This is a genomic window from Bradyrhizobium sp. Ai1a-2 (assembly GCF_000426245.1).
Taxonomy (GTDB): domain Bacteria; phylum Pseudomonadota; class Alphaproteobacteria; order Rhizobiales; family Xanthobacteraceae; genus Bradyrhizobium.
Genome location: NZ_AUEZ01000021.1, coordinates 1 through 20445 on the forward strand (window position 1 = coordinate 1; position 20445 = coordinate 20445).

Here is a 20445-nt window from a genome sequence, read left to right on the forward strand (position 1 = left end):
CCGAACCGCTGTTCCAGGACCGACCAGTCGATCGTCCGCGAAAGCTTCACCAGTGCATGATCCATGTCGAGGATCGCGTCCAGCCGGGAGCGCAGAAGATCGGCCTGTCCGCTGTCGCGTCGTTCCTTTGGCTTCATCGTCCCCTCCGGTCAGACCGAGGGAATCACGACGCGCGATTCGGCGGTATCCTCAAATGCAGATTTGCAAGCTTTTGCGGCGTCAAACCCCGAAAGCTTGCAATCTCAAACCCCCTCACGACCGAAAAATCGACTCCACATCAATGGCTTGGGCGATTCTTCACGGACGACGATTTATCAATCGCTCGAAGCATGCCTTCGGATCTCTGCGCACCACCGCAGCTGATTATTTCTGTGAGTCTCGTTCAATGTCATGAAAGATCGAGCCAGCAGCCAGCGTATTGACCGTCTCGATCGAAACGTCCATCAGCAAACGGCTGCGCTCAGGTGCGATGTGAATGGTGAGATGTTGTACCGGGCGGCGATGCGCATCGTACAGCAGCCGTGTAATTCTGACCAATGGTGACGCCAACTCTGCGTTGAGCTGCTTGGCGTAAAACGGACTTGCCGCAACCGCGGTAATCTCCTGCACGACACGTCCGAAGTGGATGCCTTGAGCAATCAGGATTTCGTATAGAGCCCGCTTTTGCAGTTCGCGTCGCGTGACGCCCCGCGCGAACGCTTCCGGAACCCATGCCTCAGTCACCATGACGGGTGTCCGTCCCCGCCGGCGCAGGCGGACCGCATGGACGGCCGGAACGCCGGCAACGAGGTCAAGCTGTCGTGCGATGTCGGCTGGCGGCTCAGCGGTCTCGACACTGAGGACTTCGGCCTCGGTCTCGCTGGCAGACTTACGCAGCGAGTCGAGCAGCCCCAGCGTGGCTGACGGGCGCGCTGGCGGCAACTCGTCGCTAACGAAGGTGCCGCGGCCGTGACGTTTGATCAGAAGGCCACTGCTCTCGAGATCGGCGACCGCGCGGCGGACGGTGATGCGAGAGACCCCGAATTCCGCACAGAGTGCTTCTTCGTTCGGAATTGATGTGCCTGGCTGATAGAGCCCCCGCAAAATTTGGTCCCGCATGATCACAAACAACTGACGATGCAACGATGTGCCCGGGGTCCGGGCGATTAGATTGTCCGTTTTGTCCTGCCGCATCATCCACGTGCCACTAGAGGGTTCGAAGTGATGCAACATAGCGCGATTGCGCTTGCATTTCTAACGTAATAACATTATGACGTCATTATATAAGCCAACTGCAAAATGGCGGCCGGGAAGGAGCGAACATGGAAGCGACAGCTATAGGGCTTCGATCTCTAGTGCGGCTGCCGCGCCATCCTTGCCTATTGACCGCTTCGATATTCGCCTTGTGCCGTCGCTACGGCACAGCAGCCCCCTCTCTTTCTGCGCGAGCCCGTCCTGTCGCGGGTCGGGCATCATCTCAAGCAGATTATTTCGTCGGCAGTGCGCGCGGGCAGTGCGTACGTTCGCGCCGATGGAAGGCGCATGACGATAGGGGGGTTGAATGACCAGTTTGCGGCAGCTTCTGAACACGGAGCAGCTTGTGGTGGCGCCGGGCGTTTATGACGGGCTGACTGTGCGGCTTGTCGAACAGGCAGGCTTCCAGGCGGCGTACATGACCGGCGCGGGGACGGCCGCCGCGCACGGCTTTCCGGACTACGGGATCGTGACCGCCACCGAGATGGTGGAGACGGCTGGAATCATCGCTTGCGCGACGAAGCTGCCGGTCATCGCCGACGCAGACACCGGTTACGGCAACGAACTCAACGTCACACGCACGGTGCGTGATTTCGAGATGCGTGGCGTTTCGGCGATCCACATCGAAGACCAGGTTGCGCCCAAGCGCTGCGGACATCTCGATGGCAAGCAGGTGATCTCGGCAGAAGAGTTTGTCTCCAAGATTGGAGCGGCCGTTCGCGCTCGCCGAAATCCCGACTTCATGATTATCGCCCGCACAGATTCTCGTGCCGTGGCCGACCTCGACGAGGCAATCAGTCGCGCCAATGCGGCACTCGCCGTCGGCGCTGACATGGCGTTCGTCGAGGCGGTGCGCAGCAAAGAAGAACTTGCAGCCGTCACTGCACGGGTGGATGGCCCATGTATTCTGAATGTCGTCCCAGGAGGCAAGACGCCGCCGGTGACCTTCGTGGAGGCGAAGGCCATGGGCTATCGCTTAGCCATCCTGCCCGGCGCACTCCTGCAGGCGATCGTGCCGGCGATCGATGCCGCCTTGCGGAGGCTCGTGCAGACTGGTCTGCCCGAGCCATTCGCGCCCACCATCGAAATCGCGCAAGCCTTCCGACGCTTCGGCGCCTCCGAATGGGACGCGCTCCGCTCGAGCTTTGCAGGGAAATCAGTATGACCCCGCCGCGGACTATCCTCGACAAGATCTGGGAGAGCCATGTCGTAAAGCATCTCGGCGATGGCTGGGCGATTCTGCACATTGATCGCCACGTCCTGCACGACCTCTCGGGTCCGCCGGCTCTCCTTGGGTTGATCCAGCGCAAGCTCCACACCCGCAACCCGGAGCTGACCTTCGCGACGCCAGACCACGCCGTTTCGTCAATGCCTGGCCGCACCGGCCAGACCTTTGCAGGCGGCGCGCGGCTGTGGATGGGGCTTAAGATGCTCACCGCCCAGCAAAAGATCCGCATGTTCGACATCGGCGAGCAGGGCCAGGGTATCGTCCACGTGATGGCGCCGGAGCTGGGCATTGCGCTGCCCGGCACGACGCTGATCTGCGGCGATAGCCACAGCTGCACCAATGGCGGCGTCGGCGCCATGGCGTTCGGCGTGGGCACATCGGAAAGCACGCATGCGCTCGCGACACAGACGCTGCGCCTGCGCAAGCCCAAGAGCATGCGCGTCAATGTAGAAGGCAAGCTGGCACGAGGCGTCGCCCCCAAAGATTTGGCACTGCACCTGATGCGTGTGCTCGGACCGACGGTCGGTGTGGAGCACTTCATCGAATTCGCCGGCTCGGCGATCCGCGATCTTCCGGTCGAGGGGCGGCTGACGTTGTGCAACCTCTCCGTCGAGATGGGCGGGCGCTCAGGCTTGGTTGCGCCCGACGACAAGACTTTTGCCTGGTTAGAAGGTCGCCGCTTCGCGCCGAAGGGTGCGGACTTCGAGCGCGCAGTCGCCTATTGGCGCACGCTCGTCACAGACAAAGACGCCATATTCGATAAGGAAGTCAGTGTCGATGCGGCTGATGTTGCGCCGGTCGTCACATGGGGCACTAGCCCAGACATGGGCATCCCGGTGGATGGCATGATCCCCGACCCGGAAAAAGCCCCCGAGCGAGAGACACGCCAGGCGATCACCGCCGCACTCCACTATATGGGGCTCGAAGCTGGCAAGCCTCTCATCGACACAAAAGTCGACTGGGTCTTCATCGGCTCCTGCTCGAATTCGCGTATCACCGACCTACGCGAGGCCGCCAGGATCGTTGAGGGCAAGCATGTTGCCGAGGGCGTGACCGCCTGGGTCGTCCCGGGTTCCGTCGCCGTCAAGCAGCAGGCTGAAGCCGAAGGGCTTGACCGCATCTTCATCGATGCCGGCTTCTTTTGGCGGGAGCCGGGTTGTTCCATGTGCGTGGCGGCGAATGGGGAGCAGGTCCCGCCGCTGGCGCGCGCCGTTTCAACCTCCAACCGCAACTTCGTCGGCCGCCAGGGGCCTCGCGCCCGCACCCATCTCGCCAGCCCCGCGAGCGCGGCCGCAGCAGCGATCGCCGGCAAGATCGTTGATGTGAGGAGCATCTGATGTTCGAACCGTTTACCGTCGTGCGCGGGCGTGCCTGTCCACTGCCGAATACCAATATCGACACAGACATCATTATCCGAATCGAGCGGCTGATCGGCGGCGACTTTGCCAAGCTCGGCCAGTACGCTTTCGAGGCACTCCGCTATCTGCCCAATGGCGCGGAGAATCCCGATTTTCCGCTCAACCAGGCGCGCTGGCGCGGTGCGCCGATTCTAATCGCCGGAGCAAATTTCGGCTGCGGTTCTTCGCGAGAGGGGGCCGTAAATGCGCTGATGGGCTTGGGCATCCGTTCTGTCATCGCCTCAAGTTTCGGGGACATCTTCTATTCCAACTGCTTCCAGAACGGTCTGCTTCCCATCCGCCTACCCGAGGAGGAAGTACAGACGCTGATGCAAGAAGCGCGCGAGGACGAGGGCATATTTGGAGTCTCGCTCATCGACAATGAGATCACCTCCGCGACGGGACGCAAGATTGGCTTGGCTATCGACGAGTTGCGCCGGACGGCGATGATCGATGGTCTGGATGACATCGATCTCACCATGCGGCACGAGTCCGAAATTGCCGCATGGCAGGAGGCCGACCGCGTAGCCCGCCCCTGGATCTGGGCCTTTGCAATGGAAGGAACTGCACTATGAGCTTCCATTACGCAGGCCCCGCCCAACCCCCAACTGATCCGAACGGTCCAACTGGCAAGTTGGCCGTGTGGCTTGCGGGGTTTCAGCTCGAACAGGCACCCTACGACGCCCGTGAACGTGCCAAGGATCTCATTCTCGATGGCTTGGGTTGCGCCATCGTCGGTGCGCGGTTGCCTTGGTCGCGCATCGCGGTCGAAGCTGTGTCAAGGTTCGAGGGCAGTGGCAATGCGCCTGTTATCGGCTGGGACCTTAGCCTCGCCCCTCCAGCGGCGGCGCTGTTGAACGGTACGCTGATCCAGGGATTTGAACTTGACGACTTTCACCCTCTGGCGCCGCTGCATAGCGCCTCGCTCGTGCTACCGGCTTTGCTCGCACTGCTCCCGTCGCTGGGAAGAGTAAGCGGCAAGGAGTTCCTCACGGCCGCCTTGGCCGGCTTCGAGGTCGGGCCGCGCGTTGGCATGGCTCTCCATGGATCCGAGATGCTGTCACGCGGTTGGCATTCCGGTCCAGTGTTCGGCACGCATGCTGCCGCTGCTGCTGCCGGTACCCTGCTTAAGCTTGACGCCGCTCGCTTCGAGGATGCGCTCGGGCTCGCCGGTACGCAGTCGGGGGGACTGATGGCGGCGCAGTATGAGGCGATGTGCAAGCGCATGCATCATGGGTTTGCGTCCCGCGCCGGGCTTACCGCGGCTTTGCTCGCGGCGTCGGGTTACACCGGAATCAAGCGCGTCTTCGAGCGCGACTATGGCGGCTTCCTCTCCGTCTTCGGCGAAGCTCATAATCCGGACGCCTCCCAAATCGCTCGTGGGCTCGGGAAGAATTGGGAAGTGCTGGTGATCGCGATCAAACCTTATGCAGCAATGGGGGCGCTGCATGGACCGCTCGACGCAATCTTCGAGATCGCCGCGCGGCGGCCACTGCATGCGGACGAGATCGAGCGAATCGAGGTCGGCATGTCGCACGTCGGGTACCATCATGGATGGTGGGAGCCGGAACGTCCTTTGACTCCGATCGGCGCGCAAATGCATGTCGGTTACGCGCTGGCAGCGGCGATCGCAGACGGTGCAGCCATGATCCGTCAATTCGCGCCCGGTCGCATCAACCAGGACGATGTGTGGAAATTGATCCCACGCATCCGCGCCTATCACGAACCGTCCTTCGACCGTGACAAGTTCAAACGTGCATCCACCCACTTGACCGTCACCTTCGTGGACGGCTCCCAGGAGCGCGCCGAGGTAGCCATTCCGAAGACCATCATGGCACCGCTAACGCGCCAAGGAGTCGTCGCCAAGTTCGATACATTGACCGATGGCATCCTGCCACGTGATCGGCGCGATCGCATTGTCGAGACGGTGCTCGCCATTGAAACCATGGACGACCTCTCGGAACTCGTGACGGCGCTGGCCGGCGACGTTGGGGACGCATTCGCCCTCTCGAATGGTCCGGCGTTCCCGCAATGACGCGCGGCTGTCTGCTGATCGGCCAAGATCCCGACGTGGCGGACCATCGTCTACGGGTGACTGACCGAGCCATTCGAGCAGTACCAGCTCGCGAGACCACCAAGCCTAAAGATACTCAACTCAAAGGAGTCTGATATGAATATCCACTCGATCGCGGAGAGGATGAACGACAAGGTCGCAAACGCCGGCTTCGATCGCTCCGTGAAATTCGATGCTGGAAGTGACGGCGTAATCGTCGTCCATGGTGCGGCCGTCTCGACAACAGACGCACCAACGGACTGCACGATAAAGCTGTCGCTCGACCACCTCGACCAGCTTGTGTCAGGCGAGCTCAATCCGACCATGGCCTACATGACCGGTAAGCTGACGATCGACGGCGACCTGTCGGTCGCCGTGGCACTCAGTCGAATTCTGTAGATGGAGGCAAGAAAAAGGGGGCTCACGGGTCGGATCGGAGGGAGATCATGACAGACACGGCAATTGCGACCCGCGAAACGAATGCGGAATTTGCCAGGCAGGCGACGGTCGTCTTAGTTTTACTTTATCTCGGCTATCTGCTCAGCTTCGCCGACCGGGTGATCTTCAGCATGGCGCTGAAGCCAATCAAGGCAAGCCTCGGCTTTACGGATACACAGCTTGGACTTCTATCCGGTCTGGCATTCGCCGCGAGCTACGCGCTGTTCGCGCCGCTCGGTGGCTGGCTAGTCGACCGAAATTCGCGCAGACGGGTCTTCGCTGGCGCAGTCGTCTTCTGGAGTTCCGCGACCTTCGCAACTGCCCTTGCCAGCAATTTTCTCACGATGGCCTTAGCGCGGTCGCTGGTCGGCGTTGGCGAATCCGTGCTTCATCCGCTCTCCCTCTCTCTTCTATCGGACACGGTGCCCGCAGAGCGACGCCCAAGAGCCTTCTCGATCTATCTGAGTTCTGGCGCGGCAGGCTCGCTCCTGGCGCTCGTCATTGGTGCGCTGCTGGTACGCTGGCTGCAAACATCTGGCGAACTCGTGCTGCCCGGCGTCGGCGCGATCGAACCTTGGCAGGGCCTCTTCTTCGGCGCCGCGCTGCCCGGCTTTATCCTTGCGGCGATCGTATTGTTGATCCTGAAAGAACCGGCTCGCGTCGCGGACAATCAGTCTCACGTGAACAAGCTCGGCCAAACCGGGCGCGCTTACTTGCGCCGCAATCCCGTTTTCTGTCTGGCCATCTTCGTCGGTATCTCAGTTCTCCAGATGGGCTCATATACCTTCTCCACTTGGAGCATCGTCTTTTTCGAGCGCGCTCACCATTGGACAGGCGTGCAGGCGGCTATATGGCTTGGCTGCACGAGTGGTGTTGTCACATTGATTGGCTGCTTGGTGGCAGGACGCCTCATCGAAGCCTTGCGTGCCCGGGGGCTTTCCGATGCACCGCTAATTGTCGGTCTCTCCGGTGGGCTGATGTTCGCGATATTTGGCATCATCGGCCTGCTGTCTTCCTCTCCATGGGTAGCGATCGCGGTATTCCCGTTCGCCGCCTTCTGGGGTTATGTGCCCTCGATCGCCGGTTTCGTTGCAATGGCCGAAGCGTTTCCTGCAAGCGTGAAGGCGCGCTTGGCAGGACTGCATACGCTTTGCAACGGCATTGTCTCCAATTCGGTTGGGCCGTTCCTCGTCGGTCTATTCAACGATCACCTGTTCCGCGACGAAGCTGGCGTTCGCTACTCGCTTGTTGTTACGATCTTCATCGCCTGCAGCATCGGCACCCTCCTGCTATGGCTCGGCCGCGCGCCATATTGGAGATTGCTTAGCGAGCGCCATTGACGCCGTGCTCCGCGCGTGAACGCCTGGCTTCCACTCTGGAATCGCTTCGGCGTCGCGTGACGCGTTTCGATGCAGTCTTACCCGCAGCAGCTAATTTCGAGGCGCCGGGAACCCGCTGATCCGGTCGTTATGATCAGCAACGACTTGCCGGACTGCTTCTGCTGCGGTGCGCGCCTTTTTGCGTCCGATCTTCCGGACGACCGTGTAAAACGCGGGCGTGAACAAGAGGCCGAAGGCGGTCACCCCCAGCATTCCCGCGAACACCGCAGTGCCGAGGGATTGACGCATTTCCGAACCTGCGCCGGTTGCGACCACGAGAGGTGCGACACCGAAGATGAACGCCAGCGACGTCATCAAGATCGGCCGCAGCCGCGTACGCGCGGCGGTGACGGCGGCCTCGCCGGGCGTGGCGCCGGCTTCCTCGGTCTGGCGTGCGAACTCCACGATCAGGATCGCGTTCTTGGCAGCGAGTCCGACCAGCACGACGAAGCCGATCTGCGCGAGAACGTCGATCGCCATGCCGCGCATCAACAGCCCCGTCACGGAGGCAAGCAGGCACATCGGAACGATCATCACCACCGCGAGCGGCAGGTTCCAGCTTTCGTACTGCGCGGCGAGCACCAGGAACACGAACAAGGCGGCGGCGCCGAACACCAGCAAAGATGAGGTCCCCGGCTGTTGCTGCTGGAACGCAAGCTCGGTCCATTCGAAGCCGATGCCTGGCGGCAGCACCTCATGCGCGAGCTCCTCCATGCGGTGCAGCGCCGTGCCGGTCGCAACACCGGGCGCCGCGACGCCCATCACTTCAGCGGCGGGGAAGAGATCATAACGCGGCACGCGATAGGGCGCGTTCTCGGATTTCAGCCGCGCCACAGTGCCCACCGGCACCATCTCGCCGGAGGTGTTGCGCGCCTTCAGCCGCGCGATGTCGTGCGGATCCTGGCGGAACGAGCCATCGGCCTGCGCGATGACCTGATAGGTGCGGCCGAGATAGTTGAAGTCGTTGACATACTGCGAGCCGAGATAGACCTGCAGGGTGTTGAAGACATCGGTGGGCGTCAGTCCGACCTTCTCGGCCTTCTCCCGATCGATGTCGGCGTAGACCGCCGGCGAGCGCGTCCCGAACAGCGTGAAGACGCCGGCAAAGCTCGGATCCTTGTTGGCGGCGGCCACCAGCGCCTGCGCGGCCTTCGACAGTGCCTCCGAACCGAGGCCCGCGCGATCCTGCAGCATCATCTTGAAACCGCCAGCATTGCCGATGCCCTGCACCGGCGGCGGCGGAATCGTCAGCACATAGGCCTCCTGGATCACCGAGAGGCGCTTGCGCAGTTCGGCGAGCACGCTCGGTGCGGTGAGGCCGGGTACGTCGTGGTTATAGAGCGATGGCAGGCCGGAAAAGATCGTGCCGGCGTTCGAGGCGATGGTGAAGGTGGTTGCATCCAGTCCCGCAAACGGCGCGACATGCTCGACACCGGGCGTGGACATGATGATGTCGATCGCCTTCTTGACGACCGCCTCCGTGCGCTCGAGCGAAGCGCCGGGCGGCAGCTGCACGACGGTGATGAGATAGCCCTGATCCTGCTCAGGGATGAAGCCGGTGGGCGCGCGGGCGAACTGGAAGCCGGCGACGCCGATCAGCGCGGCATAGACCACGAGCACGACGCCGGTGATCTGCACCAGCCGCCGCGTCAGCCGTCCATAGCTCGTCGACAGCCATTCGAAGCCGAAATTGAAACGCGCAAATCCGGCCTGCACCAGGCGGACGATCCATGGGCCGCGCGGCTTCTGGCCGTGCTCGTGGGCCTTGAACAGCACCGCGCACAGGGCAGGGCTCAGGGTCAGCGAGACGAAGCACGAGATCAGGGTCGAAACGGCGATGGTGACCGCGAACTGGCGAAAGAACTGCCCGGCAATGCCCGACAGGAAGGCCGAGGGCACGAACACGGCGCATAGCGTCAGCGCAATCGCGATCAGCGCGCCGCCGACCTCGTCCATGGTGACATGGGCGGCCTGGGCCGGGGTCATGCCGCGTTCGAGATTGCGCTCGACATTCTCCACCACGACGATGGCGTCATCGACGACAATGCCGACCGCCAGCACGAGGCCGAACAGCGACAGGTTGTTCAAGGATATTCCGAGCACGTAGAGGAAGACGAAGGTGCCGACCAGCGATACCGGGATTGCGATCACCGGAATGATCGCGGCGCGCCAGCTTTGCAGGAACAGGAACACGACGCCGACCACCAGGAGGATCGCGACGAAGATGGTCTTGATCACCTCGTCGACCGATTTGCCGACGAAGATGGTGGGATCGTAGATGACCTTGTACTGAAGGCCGGGCGGGAAGTCCTTGCCCAGCTTTTCCATCGCGTCGAGCACTTCATGCTCAACGGCGAGGGAATTCGCGCCCGGCTGGGCGAAGATCAGGAGCGGCAGACCCGGCTGCCGGTCCATGAAGGCGGTCGATCCGTAGTCGGAGGCGCCGATCTCGACGCGGCCCACATCGCGCAGCCGCGTCACGCGGCCCTCGTTGTCGGACTTGAGGACGATGGCGGCGAATTGTTCTGGTGTCGACAGGCGGCCAAGCGTCTGCACGTTGATCTGATAGGCCTGCTTCGAGGCGACCGGCGGCTGGTTCAGCACGCCCGCCGACACCTGGACATTCTGGGCGCGCAGCGCCGCAAGCACTTCGCTCGCGTTCAGATTGTGCGCGGCGACCTTGTCGGGATCGAGCCAGATACGCATGGCGTATTCGCGTCCGCCCTGCATCTGCACGTCGCCGACGCCCGGCAGCCGCGCCAGGACGTCCTTCACGTGCAACGTCGCGTAGTTCGAGGTGTAGAGCAGGTCGCGCGTGGAGTCGGGCGAATAAAGATGCACCGCGAGCAGGATGTTCGGTGTCGACTTGCGCACCTGCACGCCGAGTCGCTGGACGTCCTCCGGCAGCCGAGGAAGCGCATCCTGGACCCGGTTCTGCGTGAGCATCTGCGCGACGTTGAGGTCGGTCCCGATGCGAAATGTCACGGTGACGGTGAGCTTGCCGTCGCCGGTGGACTGGCTGCTCATGTAGATCATGTTCTCGACGCCGTTGATCTCCTGCTCGAGCGGCGTCGCTACCGTGCGCGATACCGTCTCGGCGGACGCACCGGGATAGGTGGTGGTGATCTGGACCGTCGGCGGCACGATCTCCGGATATTGCGAGATAGGCAGGATGGCGAGCGCGCCGAGCCCGATCAGCGTCAGGAAGACGGAGAGGACGGTCGCAAAAATCGGCCGGTCGATGAAGCTGTGGGTCACGGGGAAGCTCCTGTCTTCTCGGTCCTGGTTCTTAGCCTTGGCGTCAACTTTGGCCGTCAACCTTGGCGGTCAGCGGCGGCGTCGTAATGGATGACGCCGTCCTGCGGCGCGACCTTGGCGCCGGGAACGGCGCGCACCAGGCCGTCGATGACGACGCGGTCGCTTGCCTCGAGCCCCGACTGGATCACGCGCAATCCACCGCGAAGATCGCCGGTGGTCACGATCTTTGGCTTCACGGTCGCATCAGCGCCGACGGTCATCACCAGGCGCTGCGACTGGTCGAGCATGACGGCGGCGTCCGGCAGGAGATAAACCGGCGTCGGCGGGGCGATCGCAACCCGCAGCCGCGCGAACTGGCCTGGGGCCAGGAACAGATCCGGGTTCGGCACGGTGGCGCGCGCATGAATGGTGCCGCTGGAGCGATCGAGCGCATTGTCGATGAAGTCCAGCGTGCCCTCGCGGATGAAACTGTTCTCGTCGCTGAGGCTGATCGCGACCTTGTTGGCGAGCGGACCGCCGACGCGGGCGCGCTCGCGTGAGAACGTCAGGAAATCGGATTCGCTCATGTCGAAATCGAGATAGAGAGGATCGAGCGAGACCAGCGTCGTGAGCAGAGTGGTCGGACTTGTTGCCGCACGGCTGCCCGCGACCAGGCTCCCGATCGAAACCTGGCGCGCGCCGATGCGCCCGGTGAACGGCGCCCGTACGCGGCAGTATTCAAGGTCGAGTTCCGCGTCACGCACCCGCGCCCTGGCGTCTTCGACCGCGGCGCGCGACGCATCCTGGTCGTTGGTGCGCTGGTCGACCGTCTCCTGCGTTGCGAACTCGTTGCGCTTGAGCGATTGCGCCCGCGTAAGCTGGTTGTTGGCGAGCGCCACGCGGGCCGTTGCAGTCTCAAGCGCAGCTTTCGCCTGCGCCAACCTGATCTCGTAGGGCCGCGGGTCGATCACGAACAAAAGGTCGCCTTTGTGGACGATCTGGCCATCCTTGAAATGAATCTCAGTCAGGGTGCCGCCGACCTGGGCCCGCAATTCGACGCGGTCGATGGCGGAGAACTGTCCGAGGAAACCGACCCTGGTATCGACCTCGCGCTGCAAGGGCTGGCTCACCGTCACCTGCAGGGGTGGCGCTGACGCGGCCGCCTGGTCTCCGTTGCGAGGTGCAAAGCCGAGGTAGACGAGGACCGCGGCAAGCACCGCCACTGCAGCGATTGCGGCCGTTCTCCACGTCCGCCGGCGCGGCGCCGGCGGCCTCAGCGGTTCTCGTTCAATGTTCGAATGATCGCTGATCTGATCCATGAGGCTACCATCAGTCCTTGCCATGCCGGCAGTTCGGCCGAAGCCCTGCCGGCCTGCCGAACCACAACGGCCAGTCCAGGTTTCGGGGTATCGCAGGCAGTTGTTTCGGAAGCGGATAATTTGTGTTCGGGGTTGATATTTGGAGGGGGAACTCCAATATACTTTGTGCGATATAAACTCAGGGAGGCGCTGTTCAAGGATTTTTGGAGTGATGACACCAAAAATAAATCAGCGGAAGAAAATCGAGGCAAAGAACACCCAGGACGAGAGGCGTGGCCGGGGCCGGCCGGCCGTATTCGACCGCGCCACTGCGCTGCAGGAGGCGATGAAGCTGTTCTGGGAGCGCGGCTATGAGGGGACGTCGTTCAACGACCTGATCGCCGCGATGGGAATCAGCGCGTCGAGCTTCTACAACTCGTTCGGCAGCAAGGAAGAGCTCTATTGCGAAGCCACGCATTCCTTTCTGGAATGGTCGGGCCAGTGGTTCTTCGCCATTCTCAATGATCCTTCGATCGATACCAGGACAGCCTTTGCGCGCCTGTTCGAGGCGACCGCAGAGGAGTTCACCCGCGGCGATCACCCGCTCGGCTGCATGATCTCGCTTGCAGGCACGCATTGCCCACCGGGAATGAAGAACATTCGTGACATGATGGCCGAGCATCGCGCTTTTTCGGAGAGCGCCATGGCTGCGCGCATCCGGAAAGGCGTGATGGACGGCGACGTCGCCCCGGATGTCGATTGCGAAATGCTGGCCGCCTATTACAGCGCCGTGGCGCGGGGGCTTGCGGTGCAGGCGCGCGACGGCGCCGCCCGCGAGAAGTTGTCCGAAATCGGCCGGCTGGCCATGCGTGCCTGGCCGATGGCCAAGAGTGACGTTAGAGAGTGACTTTCAAGGCTAGGCCGCGGTTGCCGCGGATCGGTCGAGTGAAGCCTGATCCATCGCGCGGATTCGACACAAGCCTCTTTGTGCCGGAGGCGTCGAAAGCCTGTGATGTCCGGATTTGGGCCTTGAGTTCGATGACCGAAGACGAGCCGCCTCAGCCAGCCGCCGCCTCATTGCAAGATGGTTTAACAATCCGATTGTGTCAGCGATCTTCGGGGCTTATGCACTGAACGGGCCGACCGCGATCAATCTCGTATTCGGCCCGCCACGTCGCTACAGGGAACTTGGTCGTATCCTCTCGCATGGAATGCGCCCCGCACTTTGTCGATCAAAACAAGCCGTTCGCTTGGAAGGAAACTCGCCGTGACAGAATCGAAAGCCGTCATCATCGACCGGCATCCTGGCCGCTCCACCCAAACCATCGGGATTGCGCGAGAGCTTGGCACCGATCCGGATCTGATCCACGAGCCGTCGGTTGGCGTGGTCGGCACCAAAGGCGACAGCCAGTGCTATATGGGTGTGATGGCGAAGGTCGATGCCATCCACGGCAGTCTCAAGAGCCGCATTGGCAGCGGCGCGGGCCAGTTGAAGCTGCGCCTGGTCCAGCCGGAATACACGATCGCGACGTCGGACGGCATCCGCAACGGCACCCGCGAAATGCGCTATTCGCTGATCGGGCGGGAAGTCACTCACGATGCGCTCTGCGAGCATTTGAGCGCGACCGGTCTCCGCGGCACCATCGCCGTCGTAGCCTGTGACAAGCCGCCGGTCGGCACGCTGGCGGCCCTGCTCGAGCACAATCAGCCCGCGATCATCATGTCGGATGGGCCGATCCATCCCGGTACCGACCCGAACACCGGCGAGAAGCTCGACATCGTCAGCGCTTATCAGGTCGCCGGCAACCCGGACGCCGAGTTCCGCCATCACATCGCCTGTCATGCTTGTCCTGGATACGGTAGCTGCGGCGGGATGTTCACCTACAACACCATGCAGACATTCATTGGTGTCGTCGGCATGCAGCCGCTGCACATGGTGGCGCCACCGTCCGACGATCCCCGCCGCCTCAAGGAATTTCCGGACCAACTGGTCGACTACCTCGCGCAAATGATCGCGAAGGACCTGAAGCCGCGCGACATCGTGGTTCGCGATTCCATCCGAAACGCGGTCATTGTCGCAATGGCGGTCGGCGGTTCGACCAACGTCACCCTGCATGCGCCGGAGATCGCGCGCGCCGCAGGCTTTGCGGACTTCTGGAAAGAGGTGATGACACCGGCCGAGTTCAATCATCTGTCGCAGTATGTCGTTCCGGTCCTCACCGATGCCCGCCCGTATGGCAAGTATTCGATGGTCGACATCGACCAGGTTGGCGGCGTGCAGGTGATCGTGCGCGAACTGCTGGAGGCCGGGCTTCTCAATGGCGACGTGATGACCTGCACGGGCGAAACGCTGGCGCAGCAGGTCAAGCGCCTTGGCACCAAGGCCGTCGATGGCACGGTGATCTATCCCGTCGCCAAGCCTTATAAGCCGACCGGAGGCCTGCGGGTTCTCGGTGGCAATTTGTCGCCGGAATTCTCGGCGATCCTGAAGCTTGCCGGCGTCGAAGGCGGACTGGAAAACAATCTGTTTCGCGGCAAGGCGCGCGTGTTCGAAGGCGAGCAGGCTCTGCTTGACGCGCTCGACAAGACGCCCGAGCGATTCCAGAACAACGACATGATCATCGTGCGCTACGAGGGGCCGAGCGGCGCTCCGGGCATGCCGGAGATGCTTGACCCGACCTCGCGGATCACCACGCTGTGCCGCGAGCGGGGAATCGTGGTGGCGCTGATGACCGACGCGCGGTTCTCCGGCGGATCGGTTGGCCTTGTCATCGGCCATGTCGGCCCTGAAGCAGCCCTTGGCGGACCGATTGCCCTCGTTCAGGACGGTGACGAGATCGTCGCGGACTTGAACAAGAACGAGCTCAACTGCACGGAGCTGTCCGATCCTGCCGTTTTCAGGCAGCGCAAAGCTGCATGGGACAAGGTGGTCGCTGACAACGGCGGCATCCACCCAAATTGCGGCGACGCGGATACCCGCCTGTTGCACCGCGCGCGGCTCACGGCCGTTCCCGCCACCCGCGGCGGCGGCCTGCATCCGAATCGCGAGGTCTGGGTACGCCAGCCGCGCGACGCAAAGCCGTCGGGTTTCGTGCCGACAAACAAGCACCGGCCGGAGACGAAAAAGGCATTCTAGGAACTGCAGTTGGCGCCGATGATCGAAACGCCACCCGCGTTCAAATGTAGGGGGAGAGTTTGGGTTCTTACCCGCTGTCGCACGATGCCGTACTCGATATCGTCATCAAGGTAAGTGCCATCCGTCTTGCGGCGCGGCAGCCGTCGATGAACGTACAGGAGATATCAAATGCACACTGATCGCCGGACCATAATCCAGGCGGCGGCCGTACTTCCGCTGTCGGCGATTGGCGCCAGCACGGCCTTCGCGCAGGCGTCGACCACCACATCCGCAGCCGCACCGGCCAAGGACGTCACGCGTACACTCGCCCGTTATCTCGTCACCGCGAGTTATGACGATCTGCCGGCCAACGTACGCAAGGAAGGTACCAGAACGCTCTTGAACTGGGTCGGCGTCGCGATCGGCGGATCACGCCACGAGACGGTCGATATCGCAGTTAGTGCGCTATCGCCGTTTTCGGGCCCACAACAGGCTTCGCTGTTTGGGCGGCGCGAACGCTTCGACATCATGAACGCAGCCTTTATCAACGGCGTGTCGAGCCATATCTTCGATTACGACGATACCCATCTGAAGACGATCATCCATCCCGCCGGCCCCGTGGCATCGGCGATCCTCGCGTTTTCTGAGATGCAGCCGGTCTCGGGCAAGGAGTTTTTGAACGCCCTTGTGCTGGGCGTTGAGACCGAGTGCCGGATCGGAAACGCCGTCTATCCGAACCACTATGATGTCGGCTGGCACATTACGGGGACGGCCGGCGTGTTTGGTGCGGCGGCTGCAGTTGGCAAGTTGTTGAAGCTGAGCGAGCAGCAGATGACCTGGGCGCTCGGTCTTGCGGCCTCGCAACCAGTAGGTCTGCGGGAATCCTTCGGCTCGATGAATAAAAGCTTCAACCCGGGGAGGGCCGCCTCCAGCGGAATCTTCGCAGCGGTGCTGGCGTCGAAGAATTTCACCTCGTCCGAAGCGATGATCGAGGCCAAGCGCGGCTGGGCCAACACGATCAGCACCAAGCAAGACTACAATGAGATCCTGGGCGATCTCGGCAAGAGGTATGAGGCCGCGTTGAACACTTACAAGCCATTCGCTTGCGGGATAGTGATGCATCCGGCTATCGATGCCGCGATCCAGCTCCGCAACGAGAACAAGCTGACCGCCGACCAGGTCGAGCGTGTCGATCTGAAGGTTCATCCGCTCGTGCTGGAGCTGACGGGCAAGAAGACGCCGCAACAGGGGCTTGAAGGCAAGTTCAGCATCTATCATGCGGTCGCCGTGGCGATCGTCGAGGGCGCAGGCGGCGAGAAGCAGTTCAGCGATCGCGCTGTCACCGATCCGACCGTCGTCTCGTTGCGCAGCAAGGTGGTGCCAGTGGTCACGCCGGGGATTAAACCGGAGCAGGTCGACATGACGATCGTTCTCAAGGATGGGCGTCAGCTGCACCGCCACATCGAACATGCGATCGGCAGCCTCGAGGTGCCAATGACCGACAAGCAACTCGAGACCAAATTCTCTGATCTTGCGGACGGCATCATCCCTGCAGTCATGATCCGGCGCATCATGGACGCCTGCTGGAATGTCGAGAGCCTGCCAAGCGCAGCAGAAATCGCGAAAATGTCGGCCTCAGCCTGACGAGGTAGGATGTCCGATCGCGGCATAGGCCTGCCGCGATTGGTTCATCCGATAGGCTGGCCGCCGCGCAGCCAGCCCCAGCCTTTCCTTCTCCGAGGAGTACGCCAGCCGCGTCGTCTTCCGCCGCTGCGATGATGCGCGCGGCTTTGTGGATCAGCAAGTCCTGTGGTCGCGTGTCGCCGAGGAGGCTGGCCGCTGCAAAATTTTCTTGCATGGATCTATCTGTGGCTAAGCGGCGCCGCGAAAGAAGATCGAGGTTATGGCGTAACGCGACCTGAATACGCTTTTAGCGTGCGGTGTGAACTACCTCATAAAGGTCGTCTCGCTGCGGGCATAGCTTTAGCGCACCGTCCGGCTTCGAGCCGCGGATACGGTGGTTCGCGCAGAACGCGCTCGCTAGATTCTTGTACGCACGGAGGCACAGATGGCCAAGCATCCTCGCGCGGTTCCGTTGAAAACCAGGACATCCGGATCCACCAAGAAATCGACGGTCGTGGATCGCAAGGGCAAGCAAGAAGTCGCAGAATACAAGTCGGCTGCTGATGCGGGCGCCAGAACGCCGGAACGGAAAGGCGCCGAGCCCGAACGTGTGCGTAAGAGCGGAACCGCCAGGTCGCAGGACAAGGTTAGGCCGGACCGCCGGGCCGGCAAGCGCGAGGACAAGGCTCCAGCCTTCGCAAGGCCCGTGAGCAAGGCGCCATCACGTTCGTCGGAGGTGTTCAACCTCAACAAGATCGATCCTGCGATCAGAAAATCACCGACCAGGCTCAAGGACTGGCTCGATCTGCATATTCCGTGGCTTGTTGGTCCGCACATCTCGTCATTCGAGCCGGCGAACGGCCAGCGCGGCACGATCATGACGATCCGCGGCTCGAATTTCGCGCCCGCGCGCGCCGACAATCTGGTGACGATCGGCGGCACCAATGCGCCAGTGTTGGCGGCGAGCAATAACGAGCTCAAGGTCCTCGTGACAAAGGATGTCGATACCGGCCCGGTCGAGGTCAAGGTCGGGACGCACACCACGACTGGCGTCGGCAATTTCGAGATCATGGGCTATCCGGGCGGGAGTGACGAGGACGGCCCGCCGGTGTTCACCATGGGGGCGGGCGCGGGCGATGCCGGGGACGTCAACCCGATCGGCACGATCCGCGTGCTGGTGGTGGTGTGCCAGGCGGCCGACCTGGTGCCGGCGAACCTCGCGAATGTGCGCACCACACTGAACGACCGCTGGACCAATGCGCAGACGTTCTACAGCCAGGCAAGCTATACCCGCACCAACGTGCAGTTCGACATTGTCAATACCGCGGCAGCGCTCGACGGCAACTTCGCTGACTTCGTCGACCTCGCGGGCGCGCAGAACGTGATCTCCGGACAGAAGAACCGGATGGCGGCGATTGCGGCGCAGCATGCACAAGATGAGGGCTTCGACCTCAACACTTACCAGATGCTGTGCGTGGTGATCTTTACCAATAATGCTTTCATCCGCGCCTGGGGCGGAGTCGACACCCAGACTTTCTCCTACGACGACGGCAAGCCGGCGAGCGATCCCACTCACATCCACATCGACATCACGCTCGCTCAGAAGATCAACCTGCTCTGGATCAACGAGAACGCCAACTGGGGCCGGTTCGCACACGAATTCGGCCACAACATCGTCTCGGCGCCGACCGAGACGGGCGACGGTTCGGCCACCCTGGGCGAGGACGTCTACGGATCCGATTTGGTCGATTCCGGTGCGGCGACCGCGCAGGAGTTCGAGATGATGGGTGACCACGACAGCCATCCGATCTTCACCGGCTATCACCTGGAAAAGCTCGGCTATTACCAGGGGGTGAACATCAAGGAGCTGCAGTGGGACCGCAACCCGCACAGCGAGGACGTCGACCTAATCGCCCACGGGCTGGCGGAGGACAACAACGCCAACCGGTTCCACCTCCTCAAGATCAAGATTTCGAACGCGCTCACCTATTTCGTCGAGGTGCGCCAGCGGCCCGGGACCACGACGCAGATTTTCGACGACAGCATTCCAATCGGCGCGGCGCCCAATCAGGGCGGCGTGATCGTGACCCGGGTGATCGCCGACGAGATGCACAACAACCAGCAGACCCGGTTCATAACCCTGATGCATGACAACAGGGTGCAGATCGCGAACGAGATCATCGAGGATCCGGCGCGAGCCCTGCGCATAACGGTGCTCAACGACTCGGTGCAGGCGCGTCCGCTGGTGTGCCGTGTGCGCGTGGAATGGTCGCAGACGATCGCCGACGACCCCAACGGCTCGTTCGATCTCAATGTCGAGCCGTGGGACTCGAACTGGCAGTCGCCCGACATCTGGGTCGATCGCGATCCGTTCGGCTCCTTCGACAATGGCACGGACTCCCAGGGCCGTCCGCTCGGCAACGGCGACAAGCCATGGGTCAACCACATCAACCAGTTCACCGCACGCGTGCACGTCAGCGGCGCGATGGGGGCAAGCAACGTCAAGGTGACGTTCTACGCGATCACGCCGCCGGGCGTCGGTGACAACGGCAACTGGGCGCCGATCGCGGTGAAGACGATTGGCAACATTGCGCAGAATGGCGCCATCGACACGTTCTGCAACTGGGTGCCAGTGGTGGGCAAGCACACCTGCCTGAAGGTCTATGCTTCGCAGCAGTTCGGGGAGATTTCAGGTGGCAACAACGGCGCGCAGGAAAACGTATTCGAGTTCCAGGCGGCGGGCTCGAGTCCGGCGGACCCGCTGTTCATCAAGACGGCGGTCCGCAATCCGCTCGACGAACCGCGCGCCGTGCAGCTCTCGATGCGCGGTCTGCCGCTTGGCTGGGCAGCGCAGATTCCACACGCCTGGGTCTGGCTCGAGGGCAAGGCAGAGAAGGAGATCGACGTGATGGTGTGGCCGGTGGCCGACGTCAACGTTTACAAATTCGGCAAGAACAGGGAAGGGCGCTTCCCCGGCATGGCCCCCTTCCGCGTCGCCGGTTTCATCGAGCGCGGCTACAGCGTGGCGATGGATATTTCCAGCACAGTGCCAGGGTCGCGCTTTTATCCAATTGGCGGCACCTTCTACCGCGTAAACGTGCGCAAGAAGGCGACTATCCGCATGGAATTGGAGGGCAAGGGGCGCAAGGAGAACGTGACGGTGCACGGCGCGGTGTCGCCGGCGCGCGGTGACCAGCGCATCCTCGTCGATGTGCTGCTCCCGGACGGCAAGACGCACCGTAGCACCGAGACCAAGACCAAGCCAAACGGAGCCTTCGACGCCAAGGTGAGCTTACTGGACGAGAATAACAAGCTGCAGCAGGGCACTTACCGGGTGCAGAGCTTCATCTTCAACGCGGACGAACTCGCCGATGCGGAATCGAATGTACTGCAGGTGACAAGGTGACGGGCCGATTGCCTGATCACTTGTCGCGTCCAGGTTGA

General features: G+C 62.3%; 13 protein-coding genes and 1 pseudogene. 10 read left to right on the forward strand and 4 right to left on the reverse strand.

The window, feature by feature from the left end:
- Nucleotides 1–137 (reverse strand): annotated as a pseudogene (locus K288_RS54720) (IS5/IS1182 family transposase); the annotation flags it as partial.
- Between the two features lie 226 nt (nucleotides 138–363).
- Entirely contained in the window at nucleotides 364–1176 is an 813-nt protein-coding gene (locus tag K288_RS0116245; protein ID WP_152535550.1) for a GntR family transcriptional regulator, read from the reverse strand.
- Between the two features lie 364 nt (nucleotides 1177–1540).
- Between K288_RS0116245 and K288_RS0116250 the strand changes: the two genes are divergently transcribed.
- The 6 genes from K288_RS0116250 (at nucleotide 1541) to K288_RS0116275 (ending at nucleotide 7689) form a co-directional block, all read left to right on the forward strand.
- Complete coding sequence (locus tag K288_RS0116250) at nucleotides 1541–2398, forward strand: isocitrate lyase/PEP mutase family protein (RefSeq protein ID WP_027580515.1); 858 nt, start codon at nucleotides 1541–1543, stop codon at nucleotides 2396–2398.
- The gene (leuC, locus tag K288_RS0116255; protein ID WP_043159997.1) at nucleotides 2395–3798 is read left to right on the forward strand and encodes a 3-isopropylmalate dehydratase large subunit; all 1404 of its coding nucleotides are present in this window, start codon (nucleotides 2395–2397) and stop codon (nucleotides 3796–3798) included. The genes K288_RS0116250 and leuC overlap by 4 nt, the downstream gene beginning before the upstream one ends.
- A complete protein-coding gene (gene leuD / locus K288_RS0116260) occupies nucleotides 3798–4433 on the forward strand; it encodes a 3-isopropylmalate dehydratase small subunit (protein WP_027580517.1) in 636 nt (211 codons plus the stop codon). The genes leuC and leuD overlap by 1 nt, the downstream gene beginning before the upstream one ends.
- A complete protein-coding gene (locus K288_RS45650) occupies nucleotides 4430–5893 on the forward strand; it encodes an MmgE/PrpD family protein (RefSeq protein ID WP_051334558.1) in 1464 nt (487 codons plus the stop codon). Before leuD ends, K288_RS45650 begins: the two co-directional genes overlap by 4 nt.
- Nucleotides 5894–6028: 135 nt before the next feature.
- A complete protein-coding gene (locus K288_RS0116270) occupies nucleotides 6029–6310 on the forward strand; it encodes an SCP2 sterol-binding domain-containing protein (RefSeq protein WP_027580518.1) in 282 nt (93 codons plus the stop codon).
- Nucleotides 6311–6357: 47 nt separating this feature from the next.
- Nucleotides 6358–7689: an MFS transporter gene (locus K288_RS0116275; RefSeq protein WP_027580519.1), complete on the forward strand. Its 1332-nt coding sequence runs from the start codon at nucleotides 6358–6360 to the stop codon at nucleotides 7687–7689.
- A 90-nt stretch (nucleotides 7690–7779) separates the two neighbouring features.
- Here K288_RS0116275 and K288_RS45655 read toward each other — a convergent pair whose 3' ends face one another.
- Nucleotides 7780–10986: a multidrug efflux RND transporter permease subunit gene (locus tag K288_RS45655; RefSeq protein ID WP_084799616.1), complete on the reverse strand. Its 3207-nt coding sequence runs from the start codon at nucleotides 10984–10986 to the stop codon at nucleotides 7780–7782.
- 56 nt (nucleotides 10987–11042) lie between these two features.
- Nucleotides 11043–12284, reverse strand: a complete 1242-nt coding sequence (locus K288_RS0116285; RefSeq protein ID WP_051334559.1) for an efflux RND transporter periplasmic adaptor subunit — start codon at nucleotides 12282–12284, stop codon at nucleotides 11043–11045.
- 211 nt (nucleotides 12285–12495) lie between these two features.
- Here K288_RS0116285 and K288_RS0116290 point away from each other — a divergent pair, with 211 nt between their 5' ends.
- The 4 genes from K288_RS0116290 to K288_RS0116305 all read left to right on the forward strand — a co-directional run bounded on the left by K288_RS0116290 (nucleotide 12496) and on the right by K288_RS0116305 (nucleotide 20407).
- Nucleotides 12496–13170, forward strand: coding sequence for a TetR/AcrR family transcriptional regulator (locus K288_RS0116290; protein ID WP_201449686.1), 675 nt, complete (start codon nucleotides 12496–12498; stop codon nucleotides 13168–13170).
- A 360-nt stretch (nucleotides 13171–13530) separates the two neighbouring features.
- Nucleotides 13531–15399, forward strand: a complete 1869-nt coding sequence (locus K288_RS0116295) for a dihydroxy-acid dehydratase (RefSeq protein ID WP_043160027.1) — start codon at nucleotides 13531–13533, stop codon at nucleotides 15397–15399.
- Nucleotides 15400–15567: 168 nt separating this feature from the next.
- Nucleotides 15568–17022 (forward strand): MmgE/PrpD family protein, encoded by a 1455-nt coding sequence (locus tag K288_RS0116300; protein WP_027580523.1) that lies wholly within the window; start codon nucleotides 15568–15570, stop codon nucleotides 17020–17022.
- A 424-nt stretch (nucleotides 17023–17446) separates the two neighbouring features.
- Nucleotides 17447–20407 carry an IPT/TIG domain-containing protein gene (locus K288_RS0116305; RefSeq protein WP_027580524.1) on the forward strand — a complete coding sequence of 987 codons (2961 nt, stop codon included), beginning with the start codon at nucleotides 17447–17449 and terminating at the stop codon, nucleotides 20405–20407.
- Nucleotides 20408–20445 lie beyond the last annotated feature (38 nt).